This window comes from Vagococcus sp. CY53-2, from assembly GCF_022604695.1.
Taxonomy (GTDB): Bacteria; Bacillota; Bacilli; order Lactobacillales; family Vagococcaceae; genus Vagococcus.
The window spans coordinates 148,614-170,649 of record NZ_JALAHP010000001.1; the positions used below are offsets into that span (position 1 = coordinate 148,614).

At 34.2% G+C, this 22,036-nt stretch carries 16 protein-coding genes; all 16 read left to right on the forward strand.

Annotated features, from left to right (window positions below):
• Positions 1–60: 60 nt before the first annotated feature.
• The 16 genes from MN581_RS00800 (at position 61) to MN581_RS00875 (ending at position 21,987) form a co-directional block, all read left to right on the forward strand.
• Positions 61–3,711 carry a pectate lyase-like adhesive domain-containing protein gene (locus MN581_RS00800; RefSeq protein WP_241698956.1) on the forward strand — a complete coding sequence of 1,217 codons (3,651 nt, stop codon included), beginning with the start codon at positions 61–63 and terminating at the stop codon, positions 3,709–3,711.
• A gap of 183 nt (positions 3,712–3,894) precedes the next feature.
• Positions 3,895–5,433 (forward strand): ABC transporter permease, encoded by a 1,539-nt coding sequence (locus tag MN581_RS10140; protein WP_241698957.1) that lies wholly within the window; start codon positions 3,895–3,897, stop codon positions 5,431–5,433.
• 12 nt (positions 5,434–5,445) lie between these two features.
• A complete protein-coding gene (locus MN581_RS00810; protein ID WP_241698958.1) occupies positions 5,446–6,120 on the forward strand; it encodes an ABC transporter ATP-binding protein in 675 nt (224 codons plus the stop codon).
• Positions 6,113–7,546 (forward strand): PASTA domain-containing protein, encoded by a 1,434-nt coding sequence (locus MN581_RS00815; protein WP_241698959.1) that lies wholly within the window; start codon positions 6,113–6,115, stop codon positions 7,544–7,546. The genes MN581_RS00810 and MN581_RS00815 overlap by 8 nt, the downstream gene beginning before the upstream one ends.
• 144 nt (positions 7,547–7,690) lie before the next feature.
• Entirely contained in the window at positions 7,691–10,012 is a 2,322-nt protein-coding gene (locus tag MN581_RS00820) for a cation-translocating P-type ATPase (protein ID WP_241698960.1), read from the forward strand.
• A 124-nt stretch (positions 10,013–10,136) separates the two neighbouring features.
• Complete coding sequence (gene dnaG / locus MN581_RS00825; protein WP_117972243.1) at positions 10,137–11,975, forward strand: DNA primase; 1,839 nt, start codon at positions 10,137–10,139, stop codon at positions 11,973–11,975.
• 27 nt (positions 11,976–12,002) lie between these two features.
• Positions 12,003–13,124, forward strand: a complete 1,122-nt coding sequence (rpoD, locus tag MN581_RS00830; protein ID WP_241699213.1) for an RNA polymerase sigma factor RpoD — start codon at positions 12,003–12,005, stop codon at positions 13,122–13,124.
• A 164-nt stretch (positions 13,125–13,288) separates the two neighbouring features.
• Positions 13,289–14,299, forward strand: coding sequence for a DUF1002 domain-containing protein (locus tag MN581_RS00835; protein WP_117972244.1), 1,011 nt, complete (start codon positions 13,289–13,291; stop codon positions 14,297–14,299).
• A gap of 284 nt (positions 14,300–14,583) precedes the next feature.
• Entirely contained in the window at positions 14,584–15,741 is a 1,158-nt protein-coding gene (locus tag MN581_RS00840) for an efflux RND transporter periplasmic adaptor subunit (RefSeq protein ID WP_117972245.1), read from the forward strand.
• Positions 15,741–16,448 (forward strand): ABC transporter ATP-binding protein, encoded by a 708-nt coding sequence (locus tag MN581_RS00845; RefSeq protein WP_071456915.1) that lies wholly within the window; start codon positions 15,741–15,743, stop codon positions 16,446–16,448. The genes MN581_RS00840 and MN581_RS00845 overlap by 1 nt, the downstream gene beginning before the upstream one ends.
• Positions 16,441–17,661, forward strand: coding sequence for an FtsX-like permease family protein (locus tag MN581_RS00850; protein WP_241698961.1), 1,221 nt, complete (start codon positions 16,441–16,443; stop codon positions 17,659–17,661). Before MN581_RS00845 ends, MN581_RS00850 begins: the two co-directional genes overlap by 8 nt.
• Before the next feature lie 150 nt (positions 17,662–17,811).
• Positions 17,812–18,519, forward strand: coding sequence for a lantibiotic protection ABC transporter ATP-binding protein (locus MN581_RS00855; protein WP_117972248.1), 708 nt, complete (start codon positions 17,812–17,814; stop codon positions 18,517–18,519).
• A complete protein-coding gene (locus MN581_RS00860; protein ID WP_241698962.1) occupies positions 18,512–19,267 on the forward strand; it encodes an ABC transporter permease in 756 nt (251 codons plus the stop codon). The genes MN581_RS00855 and MN581_RS00860 overlap by 8 nt, the downstream gene beginning before the upstream one ends.
• Positions 19,260–19,991, forward strand: a complete 732-nt coding sequence (locus tag MN581_RS00865) for a hypothetical protein (protein ID WP_241698963.1) — start codon at positions 19,260–19,262, stop codon at positions 19,989–19,991. Before MN581_RS00860 ends, MN581_RS00865 begins: the two co-directional genes overlap by 8 nt.
• Positions 19,991–20,662 (forward strand): response regulator transcription factor, encoded by a 672-nt coding sequence (locus tag MN581_RS00870; protein ID WP_241698964.1) that lies wholly within the window; start codon positions 19,991–19,993, stop codon positions 20,660–20,662. Before MN581_RS00865 ends, MN581_RS00870 begins: the two co-directional genes overlap by 1 nt.
• Positions 20,641–21,987 carry a HAMP domain-containing sensor histidine kinase gene (locus tag MN581_RS00875; RefSeq protein WP_241698965.1) on the forward strand — a complete coding sequence of 449 codons (1,347 nt, stop codon included), beginning with the start codon at positions 20,641–20,643 and terminating at the stop codon, positions 21,985–21,987. Before MN581_RS00870 ends, MN581_RS00875 begins: the two co-directional genes overlap by 22 nt.
• The last annotated feature ends 49 nt before the right edge of the window (positions 21,988–22,036 follow it).

The following is a 22,036-nucleotide window of genomic DNA, read 5'->3' on the forward strand; positions in this document are numbered from 1 at the left end:
TTTGGAGTTAATAATCTAAAAAAGAAGTGGAGGTTATTTGCAATATAAGGAGGATAAAAAATGAGGAAAAAAGTTTGGTTGTTATGTTCTTTCCTATTAGTTTTTTTTGTTATGATAAGTGGAAGACTCGTTGAGGCAGAAAGTTCTGTTAACGTATCTTCATCATTAAGGCAAAATCAAGTAGTATCGAATAAGAAAGAATTTGGTAATTTCACGTATCTTAAAGATATAAGTCTAGATAGTCAAGGAACGGGAATTGTAGCATACAATGTTGGTAAAAGTATGGAAGATATCAAGGCGCTAAATGGTGATGAACAAGCGGCTAAAGAGATGATTTTATACGAGAGTGGCGCTACTGGTTATGGTTTGATGGGTGATGTGACAGACAAAATCGAAGTAGGAGACTTAGGTGATTTATTTTCTACGTCTTCTAATGATTTGGCAGAACATCATGTCACGTTAACAGTCCCAGCTGAGTATTCAGGTACTGGCAAAGCATTGTCTACCGATGTGATTATTTACACAGGAAAAGTGGCTAAGCCAACTACTTGGAACGAATTTGATACAGCTATTAGGGATCGCGATGTCACTGTTATTGACGTACAAAATTCTTTAAAAAATACAAGTAATGTAGGTAATGTTTCATTAGCTAATGCCAGAAAAGATTTTGTGTTACTTGGTAATGGTTATTCTATTGATTTTTTATTTGCTAGTTATGCTTGGAGAAATTTTAGAGGTCAAAGACTAAACGGAGCTTTGGTGACACCACATGCGATACTTGACAATTTAGATTTTTATGGCACTAATTATTACGGGCCTGTTTCTATGTTTGATACGACAAATTATGGAACATCGATTACATATCGTAATGTTTCGTATATTGGATCTCAAGTAACGGCAGCTTTTCAGGCTACTATAACGTTTGAAGGGAAAAATAGTGTATATACTAAAACAGGTAGCTATACTTCTTTTGATGGAAGTTTTGTTCGTTTATCTCAAGATAATCAAGCTGGTATTGAAGCTCATACCTTACGCTTTTCTGATGGCTCAGAAAATACATTTACTACTGATAATGGCGATGCTGTTATTTTAGGTAGTTGGTATTCTGATCAAGAACCTGTGAGAAGTATTCAACCATCTATGGTTATTGGAAAAAATGCTAAAGTGACGTTGAAAACATTAGGGAATATCGGTGAAAATAATGACTATTATGTTTCCAATAGAGATCCTAATTTATATTCTGTGATTAATATTAATAGAAATGGTCGGATAGATGTTGGTGAAAATTCAACATTAGTGGCAGAAACGGCTGAAGGAACGACTAGGGTACCGGTAAGATTGGGGTATTATGACAATTCCTATACCAGAGATTGGATTACGAGTGTTAATTTATCAAAAAATAGTCAATTTAATGTGAATATAAATGGACCTATTGCTAAGAGGCAAAATGGTACAGAAGAATATGCTGGTTTTATGTTAAAACAAAATTCTCAAATCAATGTTGGTGAAAATGCTAAACTAAATGTATCTGCTAGAAATATGACTACTGGAGCTCCTGTAATATCAATGGGAGTTAATTCAAAAATTAACGTAGCAGAATCAGGTAGTATGTTAATTAACAAAGATGGCGGTAGAGGGAACATCTTAAACTTAGGTGCCGATTCATTGTTTAATGTATCTGATGAAGGAAATGTAAAATTTGTTTCAGATGGTGAAGGAACCTCGACGGATTCCGTGATATACGGTGCTAATAAATCTACCTTTATTATTGGTGAACGTGGTCTCTTTACTTCCCAAATAAAAAACGGTTCTGGTACAAGAACCATGTTAGATTTTGCTTCAGGGGCGAATTTCAAATTTGCCAATGCTCGACGAATTGATTTAGATGTCCGCGGCAATGCTAATGCTTCTCTAATTGGTATGGCCACTGGTGACTTTTTAGCAGATATTCAAGCCGTAAAAGCTTGGACAAAAGAGGACGCGGGTCAATCAGATGATCATCCATCGTATGATTGGAGTCCAATGTATGGGATAGATATTCGCTATAATGGTAGTTCTCCTAGTCAAATTACGGCTAACAGTCTCACTTATAAAATGCGTGATGATTTTATTAATAATTACAAAACACAAAATATGTCACGTGTATTATTTGATTATATTCCCGATGTGAACATTGGCTTTGGTGAGCTCAGTGATAATCCTAAATTATCAAGTAGTCAAGTCCTTAAAGGTGTTGTCAATAATGGATCAAGTGTAGCCTTTTATAAAGTCGTTGATGAAAAGGATCCTAGCAAGGATATTTTATTACCTAATGCAACGGTTCCTTCTCCAGTAGAAGGTGAAAATAAAAAATATCACGTTGTTGCAAGTAATACTGGAACATATGAATTTAACGTTCCGAGTGATTTTAAATTAGTCGCAGGGGATAAAATCAAAGCGTATGGGTTCTTAAATGCCAAAGATGATTATGTCATCAATACGGTTCAAGATAAGACCCCGCCAACAGCGGAAGGCGCTCACTATTATTTACCTGTTCATGGAGAAACGCCAGATCCAAATGTGTTAGTGACTAATGTCTCAGATACAAATCCTAATAATACACACTATACTTATCAATATAATGAAGCTAATCCAAAAGAAACGATTGATGCGTATATGAGTGAAATAGGAGACCACAAAGTCAAGGTTGATGTGTCGGATGAAGCAGGTAATACAGCAACGATTGATACCACCCTTTCTGTGGTTGAGTCAAGTACTTATGTTTCTGGAGATGAGTTATCTATTTCATTTAAGGATTTACGTAATATGTCTGAAAAACAAATGAACGAGTACATCTTATCTAAAGGAAATATATCTGCGTATAAATTGTTAAATGGTAAAAAAATTGATTTAAGTCAAGTTGTTTCTGTTAAAGATTTGGGTGGTTTAGCTGATATTGAACAGATCAAATCAACCCCTTATACTATTTCTTTAGTTGTTTCAGCAAAAGATGCCGGTGAAGGAGTTAGTGATGATATCACTGGTACTATGACGGTAAAAGTAACCGATATTGATGCTGTTTTAACCATCAGTTTCATCAATGAAGCAGGAAAAGTGTTAGATGATTATACCACGACAGTTAAAGCGCTAGTTGGTGATACGCTTGATTTAACTAAAGACACACATATCAAGACCCAACAAGAGTTACTTAAATCAAATGGGTACTTACTTGGTCGTGGTCCAGATCAAGAAACTGCCTTCAAGGTAACAGATACGGAAATGACCCTTGTGTATTATGTAGAAGGGACTGTGATGATTCAATCGGTTCCAACGGTCTTAGATTTTGGAACAGTCAATTACATTGCGCGTCCTAATCGGGTTGAAAAACCAACCTATGATAAACCATTAGTTGTTAGTGACACACGAGCCAATGCGACAGATGGATGGATTATGTATGCCCAAATGAGCTCGCCACTTCAAACCACCGATGGAAAAGTATTAGAAGATGTTATTCATTATGTGTCTAATGGAAAAGATACTGTGTTATCTGAAAATTCCCAAGCTATTTTTAGTGATAAAGAAAACAAAGCAGGCATTTATGACATTAGTAATGGTTGGGGAGATAAGCCAAAATCTGATGGGATTAAATTAGAGTTAGGCTCTTCAGGTGATATTCATACTGGTAGTTATACTGGCGAAATTACTTGGAAGATTATGGAAGGTCAACCTTAAATAAGTACATATAAAATACCCTAAATATTTTTGGGGTATTTTTTTATAGTCATTTTTTAATCTAAAGTATGATGATTAAAATAAATTGAATGTTTCTGGATTAAACTATGAAAATTTAATGAATTTTATAATAAAGGGTGATAAAATGGGAGGTAAGACAATCAATGTAAAGGGAGTGAGAAAGTGACCTTTTTTAAGAGAGCCTTGTTGAGCATCCAAAGACGAAAAGGAAAGTCATTGATATTATTTTTGGTTATATTTATTTTAGGTAATTTAATGGCAGGGGCTATTGCTATTCAGCAGGCAACAAAGGGTGTTGAAACGAAGATAAAAACACAATTAGGCGCAAATGCGACTGTATCATTTAATCAAGACAAGTTGCAAGATCTAGATGACTCATCTAGTCAAACGCTAGACATGAAAGAACCAACAGCTAAAGTCTATCAAGAAATAGGAGCATTAAAGCAAGTAAAGTTTTATGATTACTCCATTATAGATATGATGCAAACAAAGAAAATAAAAAATGTTGAACCATCTGATGGAAGTTACAGTCGCAGTTACAATGGCTTATATTATTTTGATATTAAAGGGGCAAGTAGACCTGAGTTGATTGATGAACAATCAAAGAAAATAAGGTTAGTTGATGGTAGAAATTTTAATGAAGAGGACATAAAAAAAGGATCATCTGTTGCTATTATATCAAGTAAAGTAGCTAAAGAGAATAATCTTCATGTGGGAGATAAAGCTGTTTTTGATCGCACAATTGAACAGTATAATCAAGGTGGTTCTGATGATAGCAATGACGTTGAAACAAAATCTAAAGATTATCCTGTTGAAATTATTGGGTTATTTGATGTAAAAGAAGTAGAAGCAAAAAAATCAACTGGTAATTCACAAAAAGATAGTGAAAAGCAAATGAACCAAACAATTGATTTATATGATAAATTAAACACTATTTATTTACCAAATCATTACATTGAAAAAACACAAGCTGAAATGCTAGAGTTTACATACGATAATTTTCCAGATAATTTTTTAGATGAAAACGAAAAAGTAATGGATAAAGAGACAGTATTGAAAGAATTTTCTTATAAAAATATTGTGGCAACCTATGTTCTTAATAAACCTGAGGAAATTGAAGATTTCCGATTGTTAGGAGATCAAATACTAAAAGACAATGGGTTGGATTATTATAAAATCGAAGCGAGTGCTGACCAATTTGATTCAATAGCTGGACCAATTAAAGGAATGGCGAAAATTTCTAAAATCGTTTTAATGGCTTCTGTATTAGCCTCTATATTTATTATTACCTTGGTGACGATTCTTTTCTTAAGAGATAGAAAACATGAATTGGGCATTTACTTGTCATTGGGGGAAAAACGCCAAAAGATTGTGGGTCAAATTGTCGTTGAAGTGGTGTTAGTTGCGTTAGTTGCCATGACATTATCTGTTTTTTCTGGTAATCTATTAGCGAAAGGTTTTTCTGATTCATTGATGAGGACACAGCAAAATAATTCGATAGACGATAATATGATGATGTATGGCAGTCCAGTCGCTGACGTCGGTATCACAGAAGATGACGTCATGAGGTCATATGAAATAGCGTTAACACCATCATATATTGCATTATTTTATTTAATTGGGTTGATTGTCGTATTATTATCAACGATTGTTCCTCTAGTCTATATCATGAGGCTGAATCCGAAAAAAATGATGATGTAAAGGAGCCAATCTATGTCAATCTTAAAAGCAAGTAAATTAAATTACTATTATCAAGATGGTGATACACGGCGCTTTATTTTAAAAAATACGAATGTCTCCTTTGAAAAAGGTCAATTTTACAGCATTGTAGGGCAATCTGGGTCTGGTAAGACAACCTTTTTATCTCTTTTAGCTGGATTGGATAAACCACAGGGAGGACGTATTTTTTACGAGAAAAAAAATATAGAAAAAATAGGTTATGATGAGTATCGTCGTGACTATATTAGTATTATCTTCCAACATTATAATTTAATTCCCTATTTAACAGCCGTTGAAAATGTGTTGGTTCCAATGGCAATAACGGATAATAAATTGCCAGAAAATGAGGAAAAAGTAGCTATGAATCTATTAGATTATATGGGCATATCAAACGATAAAGCTAAACGATTGGTGACGCAATTGTCAGGTGGCGAACAACAGCGTGTGGCAATTGCTAGAGCGTTGGCAACAAACGTTGATGTTATTTTAGCTGATGAACCAACTGGTAATTTAGACGAAGAGATGGAACAAGAGATTGTGGAAATATTTAAAATGCTTGCTCACAAACATAATAAATGCGTGATTGTAGTTACTCACTCGCCGGAAATAGCATTGCAATCAGATCATTCCTATCTTCTTAGAAAAGGAGTTTTAAAAGAGAATGTCTGACTTTTTATCAAATTTCGAACATGACAATTATAAACAAATATTAAATGATAAAAAAAGTAAAAAAGAGGAACAATTAGAAGAGAATGCAGAATTAGAGGACGATTTACTATCTGATGACGTCGATGGCAACAAATCAGTCCTTCCAGAACATGAAGGAAAAATAAGACGAAAAAAAAAGAGAAAAAGAAAGAGCCAAACTATTCCTAACCAATCTATTGTTCCAATAGAGGAAGAATCACTTGAAGATGATATTGAAATCGATCCAGATTATCAGAGCAAACAAACTAAACGCAAAGCGGTGATTGGGGCTTCGGTTGTTGGTTTACTACTCATTGGTTATATTATTTATTACCAGGTGACACGTGTAAGTGTTCCTAATTTTTCTGATAAAACGGTTGTTGATGCTAAAAACTGGGCATCAGAAAATAGAATGAAGCCAAAAATCGAACAGGAGTATTCTACCAAAGTCGAAACAAATGGTGTGATTAGTCAATCTGTCGCACCAAATAAGAAATTAAAAAAAGGGTCTAATATCACCTTTAAAGTCAGTGAAGGGGCTAATCCCAAAGAAAAAATCACGTTACCTGATTTTGAAAAAATGTCTAAATCAGAAGTTGAACAATGGATAAGTAAAAATAAAGCGGATAATGTTTCCCTTATTGATGAATACAATGATAAAGTTGACAAAGGTAAATTTATTAAGCTTGAATTTACAGACAAAGAAGTCACTAAGGAAAATTATTTACGACAAGATATCGCGAACGTTTATTTTTCTAAAGGAAAAGAAGTGTTTGAAAAAAATATTTCAGTCCCAGATTTTAGTAAGAAATCTAAAAGTGATGTAGAAGATTGGGCTAAGAAAAACGATATTAAAGTCGATTATAAAGAAGTGGACTCTGATAAAATTGAGGCTGGATTAGTTGTCTCTCAAACAGTAGATCCTGATACTAAGATAGCTAAACAGGAGTCTATGAGTGTTTCTATCTCTGTTGGAAAAGCTGTCGTTGTGCCTAATTTTGCTAACTATTCAATTGAAGAAGCAACCAATGCAACAAGTGATTTACAAGTTATGACGAAAGAAGCTTTTTCCGATAGTGTTCCTTTTGGCCAATTGATTTCTCAGTCTATTGAAGCCGGAAAAAAATTAACGGGAAATGATGAAAAAGCCGTCAATGTTGTTTATTCTTCTGGAAGACCATATATTAAATCATTCTTCGGTCAATTAGAAGGAGATATCCCTAAATTAATTTACGATAACTTTAATTCAAAAGGGGCTTGTGTCACGTATGAAGTCTATTATGTGGATTCAGATAAAGAAAAAGGCCAAATTGTTCATGCAAATGCTTATAATCAATATATCGCAACAAACGCTCATTTAGTATTTGCGATTAGTAATGGAAAATATGCATCCTTGCCTGGTGAGTGATACAAACCTGACTAAGACATAATACGACGATTAAACTCCTAAGCTTTTCTAGTTAGGAGTTTAATTATTTGTTAAGAAGCTTTAAATTTGCCGAAAAAATCTATACAATAATGGAAGAAATCATGAAAAGAGAGAGTAAATATAATGAGAATGAATGAAAAAGGATTGACCCAAGCGGAAGTTAACCAGCGTATTAGTCAGGGACAAGTGAATGATTATGTTTCTGATACATCAAAAAGCAACAAAGAGATTATTTATGACAATGTTTTTACTTTATTTAATTTGTTAAATGTTGTGATTGCTATCTGTTTAGCTTTAGTTGGAGCTTATAGCAATCTGTTTTTTATGGCTATTATTATCTTAAATGTGGTCATTGGAGTATCACAAGAAATTCGAGCGAAAAATCTTGTGTCACAGTTATCGATTGTGAACGAAGAAAACGTTGAAGTCTTTCGTGACAATCAAACAATCGGCATTCCCACCACTGAATTAGTATTAGATGATGTGGTTATTTTATCTGCAGGGCAACAAGTTCCTTCTGATATGGAAATTTTGTCTGGAAATGTTGAGGTAAATGAATCGTTATTAACAGGTGAGGCTGATCTAATCAAAAAATCAACTGCCAGTCAACTTATGTCAGGAAGCTATGTCACAAGTGGTCAATGTGTGGCCAAAGTGGTTCATGTTGGAAAAGATAATTATGCCGTCAGAATCGCTGAAGAAGCTAAAATTCATAAACCAGTCACTTCTGAATTAGTTGAATCGATCAGAAAAGTGGCGAAATTTACCAGTTATATTATCATCCCTTTGGGTATGATTTTGTTTTTAGAAGCGTATTTTTTAAGACAAAGTGATTTGAAATTATCTGTGGTGTCATCTGCTGCTGCCTTACTAGGTATGCTGCCAAAAGGAATGGTGTTATTAATTAGTATTGCTTTAGCAACAGGTGTGGTCAAACTAACAAAGAAAAAAGTATTGGTTCAAGACATGCACTCAATCGAAACATTAGCACATGTGGACGTGTTGTGTTTAGATAAGACTGGTACGATTACGCAGGGAAACATGTTGGTGTCAGAAGTGATTGATGTCAATCCATCATTCAAAGAAATAAACACAACCAATTTAATGGAAAACTATATTAATGCGACAGATGATAATAATTTGACCATGCAAGCCTTGCGTTCTTATTATCAAACGTCAACTAATTTAAATGTATTAGATGCTTTAGCGTTCTCATCAGATAGAAAATGGGGAGCGGTATTGTTTGAAGGTGTGGGATGTGTGTATCTTGGAGCACCAGAACGTTTAGTGTCAGAAGATAAATTACCACAAGAAATTTATCAAGCACAGGCACAAGGTAGTCGAGTCCTTCTTTTAGGGATCGATCAATCAGCCACTCAGCTAACTGATACAATAGGAAATGTTGAAGCATTATCTGTCTTAATTATTGAAGATGCTATTCGAGAAAATGCAGAACAGACATTGGCTTATCTAGACAGTGAAGGGGTTGCGTTGAAAGTTATTTCTGGTGACAATCCAATTACTGTATCAAATGTAGCAAGACGTGCCGGTCTAAATCACTATGAGGAATATATTGATTTATCAACGATTGAAACAGAAGAAGAGGTCAAAGCTATTGTGGATGACTATACTGTGTTTGGTCGAGTGAGTCCACAACAGAAAAAATGGTTAGTCGAAGCACTAAGACAAAAAGACCATATTGTTGCTATGACGGGTGATGGTGTGAATGACATTTTAGCGATGAAAGAGGCAGACTGTAGTATTGCCATGGCTGAAGGGGATAATGCGACACGTCAAATGGCTAATTTGGTTTTATTAAATTCTGATTTTACTACCTTACCAGATGTGTTGTTTGAAGGTCGACGTGTGGTTAATAATGTGACAAAAGTTGCGAGTATCTTTTTTATTAAAACTATCTACTCATTTATCTTGTCCATTATTTGTATGGCAGCAGCAATTGGATTCCCATTTATTCCGATTCAAATTACGTTGCTTGATTTAGCAATAGAAGGCTATCCTACGTTCTTCTTATCATTTGAATCTGACAAACGTAAAATTACGACAAAATTTTTACCAACTGCCCTACGACGAGCGTTGCCAAATGCATTGTTAGTAGTCATTAATATGTTAGTGATCTATTTTGTTTCTCCAAAATTAGGCATTACAGGAATCGATCAAACAACATTAATGTATTACATGTTGATTGCTGTTAGTGCTATGGCAGTTATTAAGGCGTGTTTGCCATTTAATCCACTCCGATTATTTTTAGCGGTGACAACAACTGTTGGAACGTTTGTAGCGGCAATGCTATTTACATCATTATTAGAAATCACTTGGCTAAATGCTACTACATTACCTGTTTTTGTTGTACTTGTTATTTGTTCGATTATTGGTAAGCTCATTTTAGATAAATTAATTACGGGTAAAATGGGATCTTTTAACTAAGCACAAATTGTTGCAAACTAAATGATTTATGTTATAATTTATTATGAAGAGTTATGTCGTGGTCGCGCTGATTTCAGTGCGACTTTTCTGACTTAATTATGTAAAAAGGGGATGACTTATCAATATGCCACAATTAATCCCTCAAGAATTAATTGATACAGTTAGACAAGAAACAAATATTGTTGAGGTCGTTGAAAACTATGTTCAATTAAAAAAATCTGGTAAAAATTATTTAGGCTTATGCCCATTTCACAATGAAAAAACACCGTCGTTTACCGTAGCAGAGGATAAACAAATCTTTCATTGCTTTGGATGTGGTAAGGGTGGAAATGTGTTTACTTTTATTCAAGAAGTAGAAGGATTATCATTTCCTGAGGCAGTTGGGAAACTAGCTGAACCACTAAATGTATCTTTGCCAACAACGTCATTTTCTGGTGTGCAACAAACACCCAAAAATAGTACACATCAGACATTAATTGAGATGCACGAACATGCTAAAAGTTTTTTTCACCATATTCTGGTAAATACAGAAGTTGGTAAAGATGCTATGACTTATTTGGAACAACGAGGTATTTCTCGAGAATATATTGATGCGTTTGAGTTAGGCTTTGCTCCTGACAACCGAGACATTTTATTAAAAGTTATGCAAAAAGAATTTAAAGACGGTCCTTTTGATGAGTCAGGTTTATTTGTCGAAAGAGATGATGGCACGTTGATGGACCGGTTTTTTAATCGAGTCATGTTTCCAATAAAGGATGCTAAAGGCAAAACAATTGGTTTTTCAGGTAGGCAGATGCCAACAGATCAACCAGATAAGGATAAAAAGCAGCCTAAATACCTTAATAGTCCTGAAACGGAGATATTTAACAAGCGAGAAGTGATTTATAATTTTCATTTAGCTAGACCTCATATTAGAAAAACAAATGAGGTTTATTTATTTGAAGGATTTATGGATGTTATGGCGTCTTATATGTCTGGTGTTAAAAATGCTGTCGCCACTATGGGAACAAGTTTAACTGAGCAACAAATTCATCGATTAGAGCGTGTGTGCGAAGATGTGACGATTTGTTATGATGGTGATTCAGCCGGCATCAATGCGACCAACCGGGCAATTGAATTATTGACCAAAAATACCGCAATCGGGGTTCAGGTAGTCAGTTTACCGAATAAACTAGATCCAGATGATTATCGGATGATGTATGGAACAGATGCTTTAGAAAACGAATTATTACACCATAAACAAACTGTGTTTCAGTTTAAACGCGTTTATTTGATGCAAGATTTTAATTTGGCAAACGAATCAGATGTTTTAGCTTATCTAGAGCTTGTGTTAAAAGAGTTAGCTATGATTCCATCTGTTATTGAAAAAGATTTCGCTTTAACACAACTATCAGAAGAATTTAACCTTTCTAAAGAAACGTTACAACTTCAATTAAATCAATTAATACAAGATAATAAGCAGCAAGCTTTTAAACAAATCATACCTAGAAGGCCAGAAACCATCGTTCCTAAAACACAGGAATTTAGAAACATAGATGTGGTTGAAAAAGCCGAAAGGTTATTAATATTTCGTGCGTTAAATGAGAAGACAACATTTCAAAAAATAATCAGTCAGCCTAACTTTTCATTTATTCATGATGCCTATCAGGAATTATTTCAACATATAGCAAGTTTTTATGAATTGTATGGTCGAGTTGAATTGGCAGATTTTATTAATTATTTGAAAGAAGACAATTTACGTAATGTATTAATAACTATTACCATGCAAAATTTTAGTGAACAAAGTAATGACCGGGAGATTAGTGATTGTTTACAAGTGATAGAAAAAGCAAGTATTCAGTCTAAAATAAACGCTTTAAAGAAACAGCAACAAGAGGTCAAACAGATAGGTGATTCTATCAAAGAAATGGAAGTAACATTAGAAATTATCCAATTGCAAAAAGAATTAAGTAATTGGGGATAATACAAGGGGGAGTCCATCATGTCAAAAATGGAAAAAGATGCCGCATACAAAAAAGAAGTAACCAAGTTCATCAAAATAAATCGAGTTAGAGGTTCAGTATTTTATGATGAATTAACCAATAAATTAGCTACTCCTTATGAATTAGATGCTGATGATATGGATGAATTGATTGAAAAAGTTGAGGACGCAGGAATTAGCGTTGTGGATGAAAAAGGCGAGCCAAGTGAACATAGTTTGCGTGTCGCTAAAAAAAATCAAGAATCTAAGAAGACAAAAGAAAAAGAAGAAGAAGAAGAAGATTTAATTGCACCAGCTGGGGTAAAAATCAATGATCCCGTTCGTATGTACTTAAAAGAAATCGGTCGTGTCTCACTTCTTACAGCTGACGAGGAAGTTGCTTTAGCGCTACGTATTAAAGAAGGTGACCCTGAAGCAAAACAAGAATTAGCTGAAGCTAACTTACGTTTAGTGGTGAGTATTGCAAAACGTTACGTTGGTCGTGGAATGCAATTTCTTGATTTAATCCAAGAAGGGAACATGGGATTAATGAAGGCAGTTGAAAAGTTTGACCACGAAAAAGGGTTTAAGTTTTCTACTTATGCGACTTGGTGGATTCGTCAAGCAATTACGCGTGCGATTGCCGATCAAGCAAGAACGATTCGTATTCCAGTTCATATGGTTGAAACAATCAATAAATTAATTCGTATCCAACGTCAATTACTACAAGACTTGGGACGCGAACCAACACCAGAAGAAATTGGAGCAGAGATGGATTTATCACCTGAAAAAGTACGTGAAATCTTAAAAATCGCTCAAGAGCCTGTCTCACTTGAAACACCTATTGGAGAAGAAGATGACTCGCACTTAGGTGATTTTATCGAGGATCAAGATGCAACTAGTCCAGCTGAACATGCAGCTTACGAATTATTAAAAGAACAATTAGAAAGTGTGCTTGATACATTAACTGATAGAGAAGAAAATGTCTTACGTTTACGTTTTGGTTTAGATGATGGACGCACTCGTACATTAGAAGAAGTCGGAAAAGTATTTGGTGTGACTCGTGAGAGAATTCGTCAGATTGAAGCAAAAGCGTTAAGAAAATTACGCCACCCTTCTCGTTCTAAACAATTAAAAGACTTTTTAGAATAAAAATAATAACGCACTAGTTAAAGCTAGTGCGTTTGTTTTTAATTGATTTTTTTAAAAGAATGTTAAATAATCAATAAAAAGACTTAATTCATTCTAAAGATGGATGGAAATAAGGAATAGATGTGTTACATTTGTAATGAATTAAAAAATGAAAAGGTGATGTTATGAATAAATTTAAAAAGATTTTACTAGGTCTTACACTACTTTCAACAGTTGGATTAAGTACGCAAGTTTCGGCTGCAGAAAAAGCGAAAGATGAAGGATGGGATATTCCAAATATCGCATTAGGTAATGGCTTAACAGATGCTGAAAAGCAACAAACACGTGATATTTTAACAAAAGACCTGAGTAAAGTATCCATGTTAAGTGGAGCAAACACTCAGAATATAAATGAATACATTGTTGATGGCAATGATTTAGTGAAATATGTGACCGACGTTCCAGAATTTACCAGTTCGTCAAAAGCTTATTCAAGTGCGTTGATTGCTCGTACAAAAAGTGGGTCAGGTGTTACCGTAGATATTGTGACACCAGATAAAATTACCGCAAGAACTGAAGCAATGTATCGTTCAGCAGCGATTACAAGTGGTGTGTATGATGCCTACATTCGTATTGCAAGCGTTCGACCAATGGATGGTAGTGGTGCATTAGCTGGTATTTATAAGATTTATGATGAAGTAGATCCTGCCTCTAATCAAACAGAACAAAAAGAGCGTGATGAAAAGCGTGAAGTAGCACAAGATCAAATGCAAGTGGTTTCTGCCATTGATCAACAAAACCAAGATAATAAAGATTATTCTTCAGAAAACATCTTAGTCATGTTAGCTGATATTCAAATGGAATTACAAAAAATTAATAAGAAATTAAGTGACATGTCTGATGAGAAAAAGAAACAAGAAGTAACCAATGTGGTTGACGAACAAATTGAGAAAAACGGCCTGCAAGAAGCCATTACACCAGAACTAAAAACGCAAGTCGTCAATAACATGGTGAACTTTACTAATACAAGTGCCATCACAGATAAAGAATTAACCAGTCAATTATCTGGGTTTAAAGATGACATTGTGAAAAATGGTAAAGAATTTAAAGATAATTTATTGTCAGAAGAAAATGTCGAAAAAGCAAAAGGAATTTGGCAAAAGATTAAAGATTTCTTCTCAAACTTATTTAAATAACGTTGAAACTATCTAGTGAAAACTAGGTAGTTTTTTTAATAGACTAGGGGATTATAAGTTCAGCCGTCAATGTCTAGCTCCCAAGTCCTGACCTAGTGAAAAAAAGATAACTTTTCGCCATTGCGCGCTTCGCTGCTCATTCAGGGTCAAATTTCCTATTTTTTCATAGGTCAAGGCGGACTTTTCCCTTTTCTTATACTCACTCACAATAGGACCATCGACTGATTTTTCCAATGCTTTTTTTAGGTATACTTAAATTATTAATGAAAAAGGAGTTATTGAGGATGTCAAAAAAGAAAAAAGTGGTTATTGGGAGTATTATTGGGTTGGTAGTGATTGCTGCAATCGGTGGGAAAATGGTGTTATCGAAAAAAGAGCCAGTAAACACAAAGGAAGAAGAAAAAATTGAGTTTTATACCGTTGAAAATGTTGATCAAGTGTTTATTAATGGTGTGGTAACTCCTGTTATGTCAAAAGAATTTACCAAAGATACAACTCTAGGTAAATTGGGTGATTTAAACGTAAAAAATGGTGAAAATGTCACAAAAGATACAGTGCTTTATCAATACTTAGATGAGACAACAGACTCTCAAATTAGAGACTTGAAATTTCAAATTGAATCAACACAAGCCGAAAAAGAAAAAGCTGCAAGACAAATGCAACTTGAAATAAATGAAATGAATAATGCGCCAACCTCAGAATCAGGAGAAGCTACCAGTAGCCCTGTATCGAAAGAAAGCATAGAATTAAAATATGATTTAGGTAGTTATGATATTAAAATGAGTCAATTACAAACACAAATTAATGAATTAAGCGAAAAACAGGTTAATAAAGTCATTGCACCTTTTGACGGTCAGGTTATTATTCCACAAGACCAAAACAGGGATAGTGCCATTTTAACGTTATCATCAACTGATTTTTATGTTGAAGGTAGTGTCAATGAGAAAGACTTAGAAAAAGTTAAAGAAAAACAAATAGCGGACGTTAGAACCATTGCGGATAATAAACTATACAAAGGTGAAGTCACTTATGTGTCTAATATTCCGAATACCCAGCAAGCAACAGAAGGTGGTGCATCAAATAGTGGGAATTCTTTATCAACTTACACAGTAAAATTAAGTTTAAAAGATGCAAAAGAAATTCGCAAAGGATTCCATGTACAAGCTTCGATTAAGCTAGAAGATAAAAAAATAGAAATACCAAAAGAAGCCGTAAAAGTAGATGATAAAACGAAAGAAGTTTATGTACTCGTTGATGATTTTGGCACAATTGCAAAACGGGTAGTTGAAACGACCGATCAAGGGGCATCAAAAGATAAAATTATCGTAACAAGTGGTTTAGAAGGATTAGATCGTGTCATTATTTCATCCAAAGCACCTTTAACAGTAGGTGAACCAACTCCTGGAGGTGAAGTTACCGAAAATGAAGGAGGAGAAAAATAATGAGTCACGACAACCCAGTATTAGTTGAGTTAAATGATATAAATAAATACTATCCAGTCGGCAAATCAACACTGCATGTCTTAAAAAATCTCAACCTTACTATTGAGCAAGGCGAATTTATCATGATTATGGGGAAATCCGGTAGTGGAAAAACGACGCTCATGAATATTATTGGATTTTTAGATCAACTATCAGATGGTGAGTATATTTTTGATAATAAAGACGCGTCAGAATTAACTGAAAATCAAAAATCGACTTTAAGAAACGAATACATCGGATTTATTTTTCAACAATTTTTCTTAATACAATCGTTAAATGTGATTCAAAATGTTGAATTACCAATGGTGTATGGTGGAAAGAAAAAAGAAAAAGAACGTCGTCAAATCGCCTCAGACTATTTAGCTATGGTTGGTCTAGAAGGAAAAGAGTTTTCTAAAACGACTGAGTTATCAGGAGGACAACAGCAACGTGTCGCCATAGCTAGAGCCTTAGTTAATGATCCACTATTAATTATGGCAGATGAACCGACAGGAGCCCTTGATAGTGAAACGAGTGAAGATATTATGACTATCTTGTCGAATTTAAATAAAGAAGGAAAAACAATTGTCATGGTCACTCATGATCCTGATATGAGAAAGTATGCCACACGAGTGGTTTATATGAAAGATGGTTTATTCCTTACCGAGGAGGAATTTATCAATGCTTAAAAATCTATTATTAAGTACTTTCTTAAGTTTAAGGGCACATAAACTACGTGTTTTTTTAACGATGGTTGGAATTATTATTGGAATCACAGCTGTTGTGACAGTATCAGCAATCGGTGAAGGGATGAAGCAAAGTAGCTTAAAAGTAATGGAATCTACCGATGCTAACGTGATTCGTCTAATCTATAAGGTTGATCAGAGTGATGATAGTATTGGCTTTCAAGACGAAGAGCCGTTTGCGTTTGACAAACTTGATTTAAAACTGTTAAGAGGACTCGATGGTGTTGATACCATTAGTGCTGATTATGGGTTTGGATTCGGTGCTAAAGAGATGGTGACGAGTACACTAAACTATTTTGACACTTCAGGTAGTGGTCAAATTGTGGCAACAAGTAAAACGAATACACCAGTTGGTTTTGGAAATAGTTTTACTACTGAGCAATTAGAATCAAATAGTATTATCATCACGTATGATACCATGCAATCAACGCTAGGCATCCGAAAACCTAAAGATATTATTGGAAGAGCGATTGATGTTGATGGTATAAAATTTTTGGTAGTTGGTGTAAAGCCTAAGATTGATGATGGTGCCATGATAATGGATGATTCCGCCTTTTTTGACGAAGTACCTAAAAAAGCGTTTAATGACCTTGCAAAGAATAAACCAATCAATGCAATCAAATTAAAAATGACAGAACACGGTGATAGACAAGCCGTTATTGATCAAGCAAATACATTACTTAAAGAACAACACCCTAATTTAGTTGGAACATTTGAAGAAGATCGTTCAAATGAACAAGCACGACAACAAATTGAATCGATGCTTCAAGCAGTTGTAACAGGATTATTATTTATTACAGCTATTTCACTTTTAGTTGGTGGAATTGGCGTGATGAATATCATGTATGTGTCTGTTTCTGAACGTAAAAGAGAAATTGGGATTAGACGAGCCATTGGGGCAAAACCCATTACTATTTTATTACAATTTTTATTAGAAGCAGCGTTTATTACACTAATTGGTGGCGTCATTGGGATCTTCTTTGGATGGGGACTTGCAACACTGATTTCCACTTTTGCAGATGGTATTACAGCAATTGTTAGTCCAAGTATGGCAATACTCTCAGCGTCTATTTCAGCAGGAATTGGGTTAATATTTGGTGTTATACCAGCTATTAATGCAGCCAAATTAGATCCTATAAAAGCAATTTATCAATAAATCACACACTTAATTTGTTCAAATCGAGCAAATTAGGTGTTTTTTTGTTCTTTTTAATTTTGTTTATGAATTATTTTTTGCTGTTTTTATTTCATTATAATTTCATTATATTTACCCTTTATAGTTAAGTCATCAAAAGGAGGACATATGATGACAAACATAATTGAAATAAAAGGAGTATCAAAACAATTTAAACATCAAACTGTTTTAGATAATATCTCATTAACGATAGAAGAAGGCACAGTCTATGGCTTATTAGGACCAAATGGGGCTGGGAAATCAACCTTATTAAAAATTATTACTCAAGTAATTAAACCAGATTCTGGAACGATTTACTTTGACTCACATGAATTAAACCAATCTGATTTACTTGAGATAGGGGCGATTATAGAAAGTCCAGCTATTTATCCTAACTTAACAGCTTATGAAAATTTAGACGTTTTAGCTACATTACTTAATATAGAAAAAACACGTATCAAAGAGGTTCTATCCGTTGTGTCGTTAGAAAACACTGGAAAAAAGCTAGCAAAAGATTTTTCTTTTGGGATGAAACAACGTTTAGGCATTGCGATGGCATTGATTCATCAACCAAGGTTATTGATTTTAGATGAACCAACAAATGGTTTAGATCCTGTTGGGATACAAGAATTAAGAGAGTTAATCAAATCATTTTCAAAACAAGGAATAACCGTGATTTTGTCCAGTCATATTTTAAGTGAAGTACAACAAGTTGCTGATAAAGTAGGGATCATCAATCATGGACATTTACGTTACGAAGGGAAAAATGATATGACGGGTACTCATCTTGAAGACTTGTTTATGACTATCATCAAAAAGGATGGTAAGGATTATGAATAACTATATAAAGGCAGAATTCATTAAAGACAAACGTTCTGCTAATGCGACCTTGATGAAACTTGTTCCAGTGATTGTTGTAGTGTTTAATTTATTGATGGTCAGTCTAATGGGAGTAGCACCAACTGGTAAAAGTTACGTGATGGCAACGACCTTTAATTGGTATCCAATTTTGATTTTACCTGTCATATTAAGTTTATTGGTAGTCAATAGTTGCAGTAAGGAAACACCATCACACCTTGTTAGTCAAAAGAGTTTGGGAGTCAGTGGAAGTAAAATGTTGTTTGCAAAAAATGTAGTGGTATTAGCTGAATTATTTGTTATGTTAATTTTATCTTCTGTACTGGCAGATGGATTAGGGATATTTATTTTTAAGGAAACAATTCACATTAAGACCTTAATCATGGCTACCATCACACTTTTTATAGGTAGTTTGCCTGTTGTTGGCATGTCATTTTTATTATTTTATGTCGTTCATAAAAAAGTGGTGGTTATCTTAATAAACTTTTTATTGGTTTTTCCTTCAGCGTTAATAGCAGTCCAATCAAAATGGGTCTTTTTCCCATGGGCATATAGCTTACGTATGCTTGCACCAATTATAGGGGTCCATCCAAATGGCACATTTTTAACTGAGGAGAATCCATTGATGACTACTCATGCAACTTATTTAGGTATTATGTTAAGTTTAATGGTTTATCTACTTATTTTAATTACTTTGACCATTATTATTAGGAGGAAAGACCATGACTAATCTCTTAAAATCATACTGGCTACGCACTAAAAGGACTCCAGTGAGAGTGTTGATGATCCTTGCACCAATTTTATATTCACTTATCGTGTGTTTGTATTTCTTTTTTTCAAAGACTTTAAAAGGACAAGAAGTTCTCTCGTTTTATGCGATGTTAGCCATTATATCGACTTTTTCATTAAGTCTTCTTGTCCCAATGATTTATGACCCTGATAAAATAGCCAGTCATTATGCCAACGATTTACGAATCGGCATCGACAGACGACGAGTATTTTTTACCCGATTTGTTTTTATCACACTGATTTGTCTAGTGATTATTCTTTTAGCAGTGAGTTTTTTTATTTTTTCCTTACTTGTTACAAATAGTGAGTTTAACCTGATACAAGTTATTACCTTAACAGTTATCCTGTTAATGACATTAATGCCGATGATTGCTATTTATCAGTATTTATCTTTACGATTTAATTATACTGGTAGTATTTTGGTAGGATGCTTAATAACATTAGCAGCAATCTTACTTGGGACAACGAATTTGGGTGAGAGAGTGTGGCTGTTTTTACCCTTTACTTGGCCAATTAAATTAACTTTTGAAGTAGGCAAAGGAACAATGAGTCTTCATATTGTCAGTCTAGTGTTAATAGGGACAGTTTTAGTAATAGCAATCACACTATGGGGATTGTCACTTTGGTATAATAAGTGGGATGGTGTCACACGATTGGAGGAATAGTGATGAAAATATTAGTCATTGATGATGACGAGGATTTATTAAAACTAATAGAAAATGCGTTAAGTAAAGAGTACACAGTGGAGACTAAATTAGGTGCAAATAGAGTTAATCCTGATGAGTTAAAGCATTATGATTTAGTGATATTAGATGTGATGATGCCAGAGATGTCAGGCTTTGACTTTTTAAAACAGTACAGAGAACTAATTGATGCCCCAATCATTCTTTTAACAGCAAAAGATTTTGAAAAAGATAAGCTTGAAGGATTTGCTTTAGGGGCGGATGACTATGTGACCAAACCCTTTTCTATCAAAGAAATAAGAGCACGAGTTGCTGCTCATTTAAGAAGAGAGCAACGACAAAAGCATCATCGATTGATTGATTATCCGGTGTCCTGTGACTTGATTGCCAAGCAGTTTTTTTACGAGGAAACGAAAGTATCACTTACCTCAAGTGAATATGAGTTATGTGAATTACTATTAAAAAATAAAGGGCAAGTTTTTTCAAAAGAACAGCTTTATACGTCTATTTATGGATTAGAAGCAGTGGGAGATAGTCAAACAACGATTACAGAACGAGTGAAGCAGATTCGAGCAAAATTTGATTTAGTTGGCATTAATCCAATTAAAACAGTATGGGGAGTTGGGTATAAATGGCAAATCGAAAAGGACTGACTCGTTTGGTCACAACATACGCTGTGATGGAGTTACTTTATACGTTTTTCGTCATGATTTTTTTCTTTTTACTACTAAATATATTGGTCAATACTGGTATTGTTTACCCAGCTAATTACCCTGAAAGTCAGTTGGGTAAGGTTGAAAAAGACTTTAAATCTGAGAGTTGGACACCAGATCAACTGCCGTTTTTTTATAAGTATGAGTATATTAAAAATGGGCAAGTGGTGGATCGTAACATCAGTGAGACTTATCAACCTTATGTCAAAAAAGCACAAGAAACAGCAAGAGCGTCAAAAGATAGTTTTATTGGGGCAAGAGTGTTTCGATACTACACTATAAATGATAAAGAACTAGTTGTCAGCTACAAATTAAGTCCATTCTTTGCATCACAAAAACTTAATCAGTTGATTCCACATTTTGAAGGTTTTTATTGGCTCGTTGTTTTTTTGGTTTGGATAAGTGGTTTTTTATTTTTGATTGTGAGATTAACTAAGATACTAAAAAGAGAGATTAAAAAAATATCAACAGCCAGTGTCTACATTCAGCAACAAAATCTTGATTATCCAAGAATAAACAGTGACTATAAAGAAATTAATGACGTATTATCTACCATTGATTTATTGGCAAATGATTTAAAGAAATCTCTGCAAGAACAGTGGCAAATGCAGGAAACCGAGCGAGACTTAATTGAATCAGTGACTCATGATATCAGAACCCCTATTACGTTAATAAAAGGGAATCTTGAATTGTTAGATGAAGAAGAGTTGACTGCTAGTTCAAGTGAACGGGTGAAAGATATTGAAAAAGGCGTATCACGATTAGAAGTTTACGTTGAAAGATTAAAACAGATTTCAAGTCATGTCACAGAAGAAAAAATACCAGTAAGCGAAGAGGTACTAAGTCGTTGGATTGGTGTCGCACGTTTATTATGTAACACTCATCAACGACAGCTTAGCGTGATGGAAACTGATACAAGTTCTATTCCATTAGAAACTGAAAATGTCACGATAGCGTTACAAAATATAATCAGTAACTCAATCGAGCATTCTAACCTAAATTCAACGATTACATTAGATTTTAGAGATTTAGAGACAGAGTATCGAGTGACCATAACAGATGAAGGAACAGGATTTTCGGATTTATTTTTAGCCTCATCACCTAGTAAATATATGTCAAGTAAGCTAGATAATACGACTTCTCACGGATTAGGATTGTATCATGTGAAAGAAATGGTTGAACGGCATCATGGGACATTGCTCATCGAAAATCGTCCAGAAAAAAATCAAACAGGTGCGAAAGTGACGCTAGTATTTAAGAAATAACATCATGAAACAAGTTAGTTGTGCTGGATTATTTTTCGTAGTATAGTTA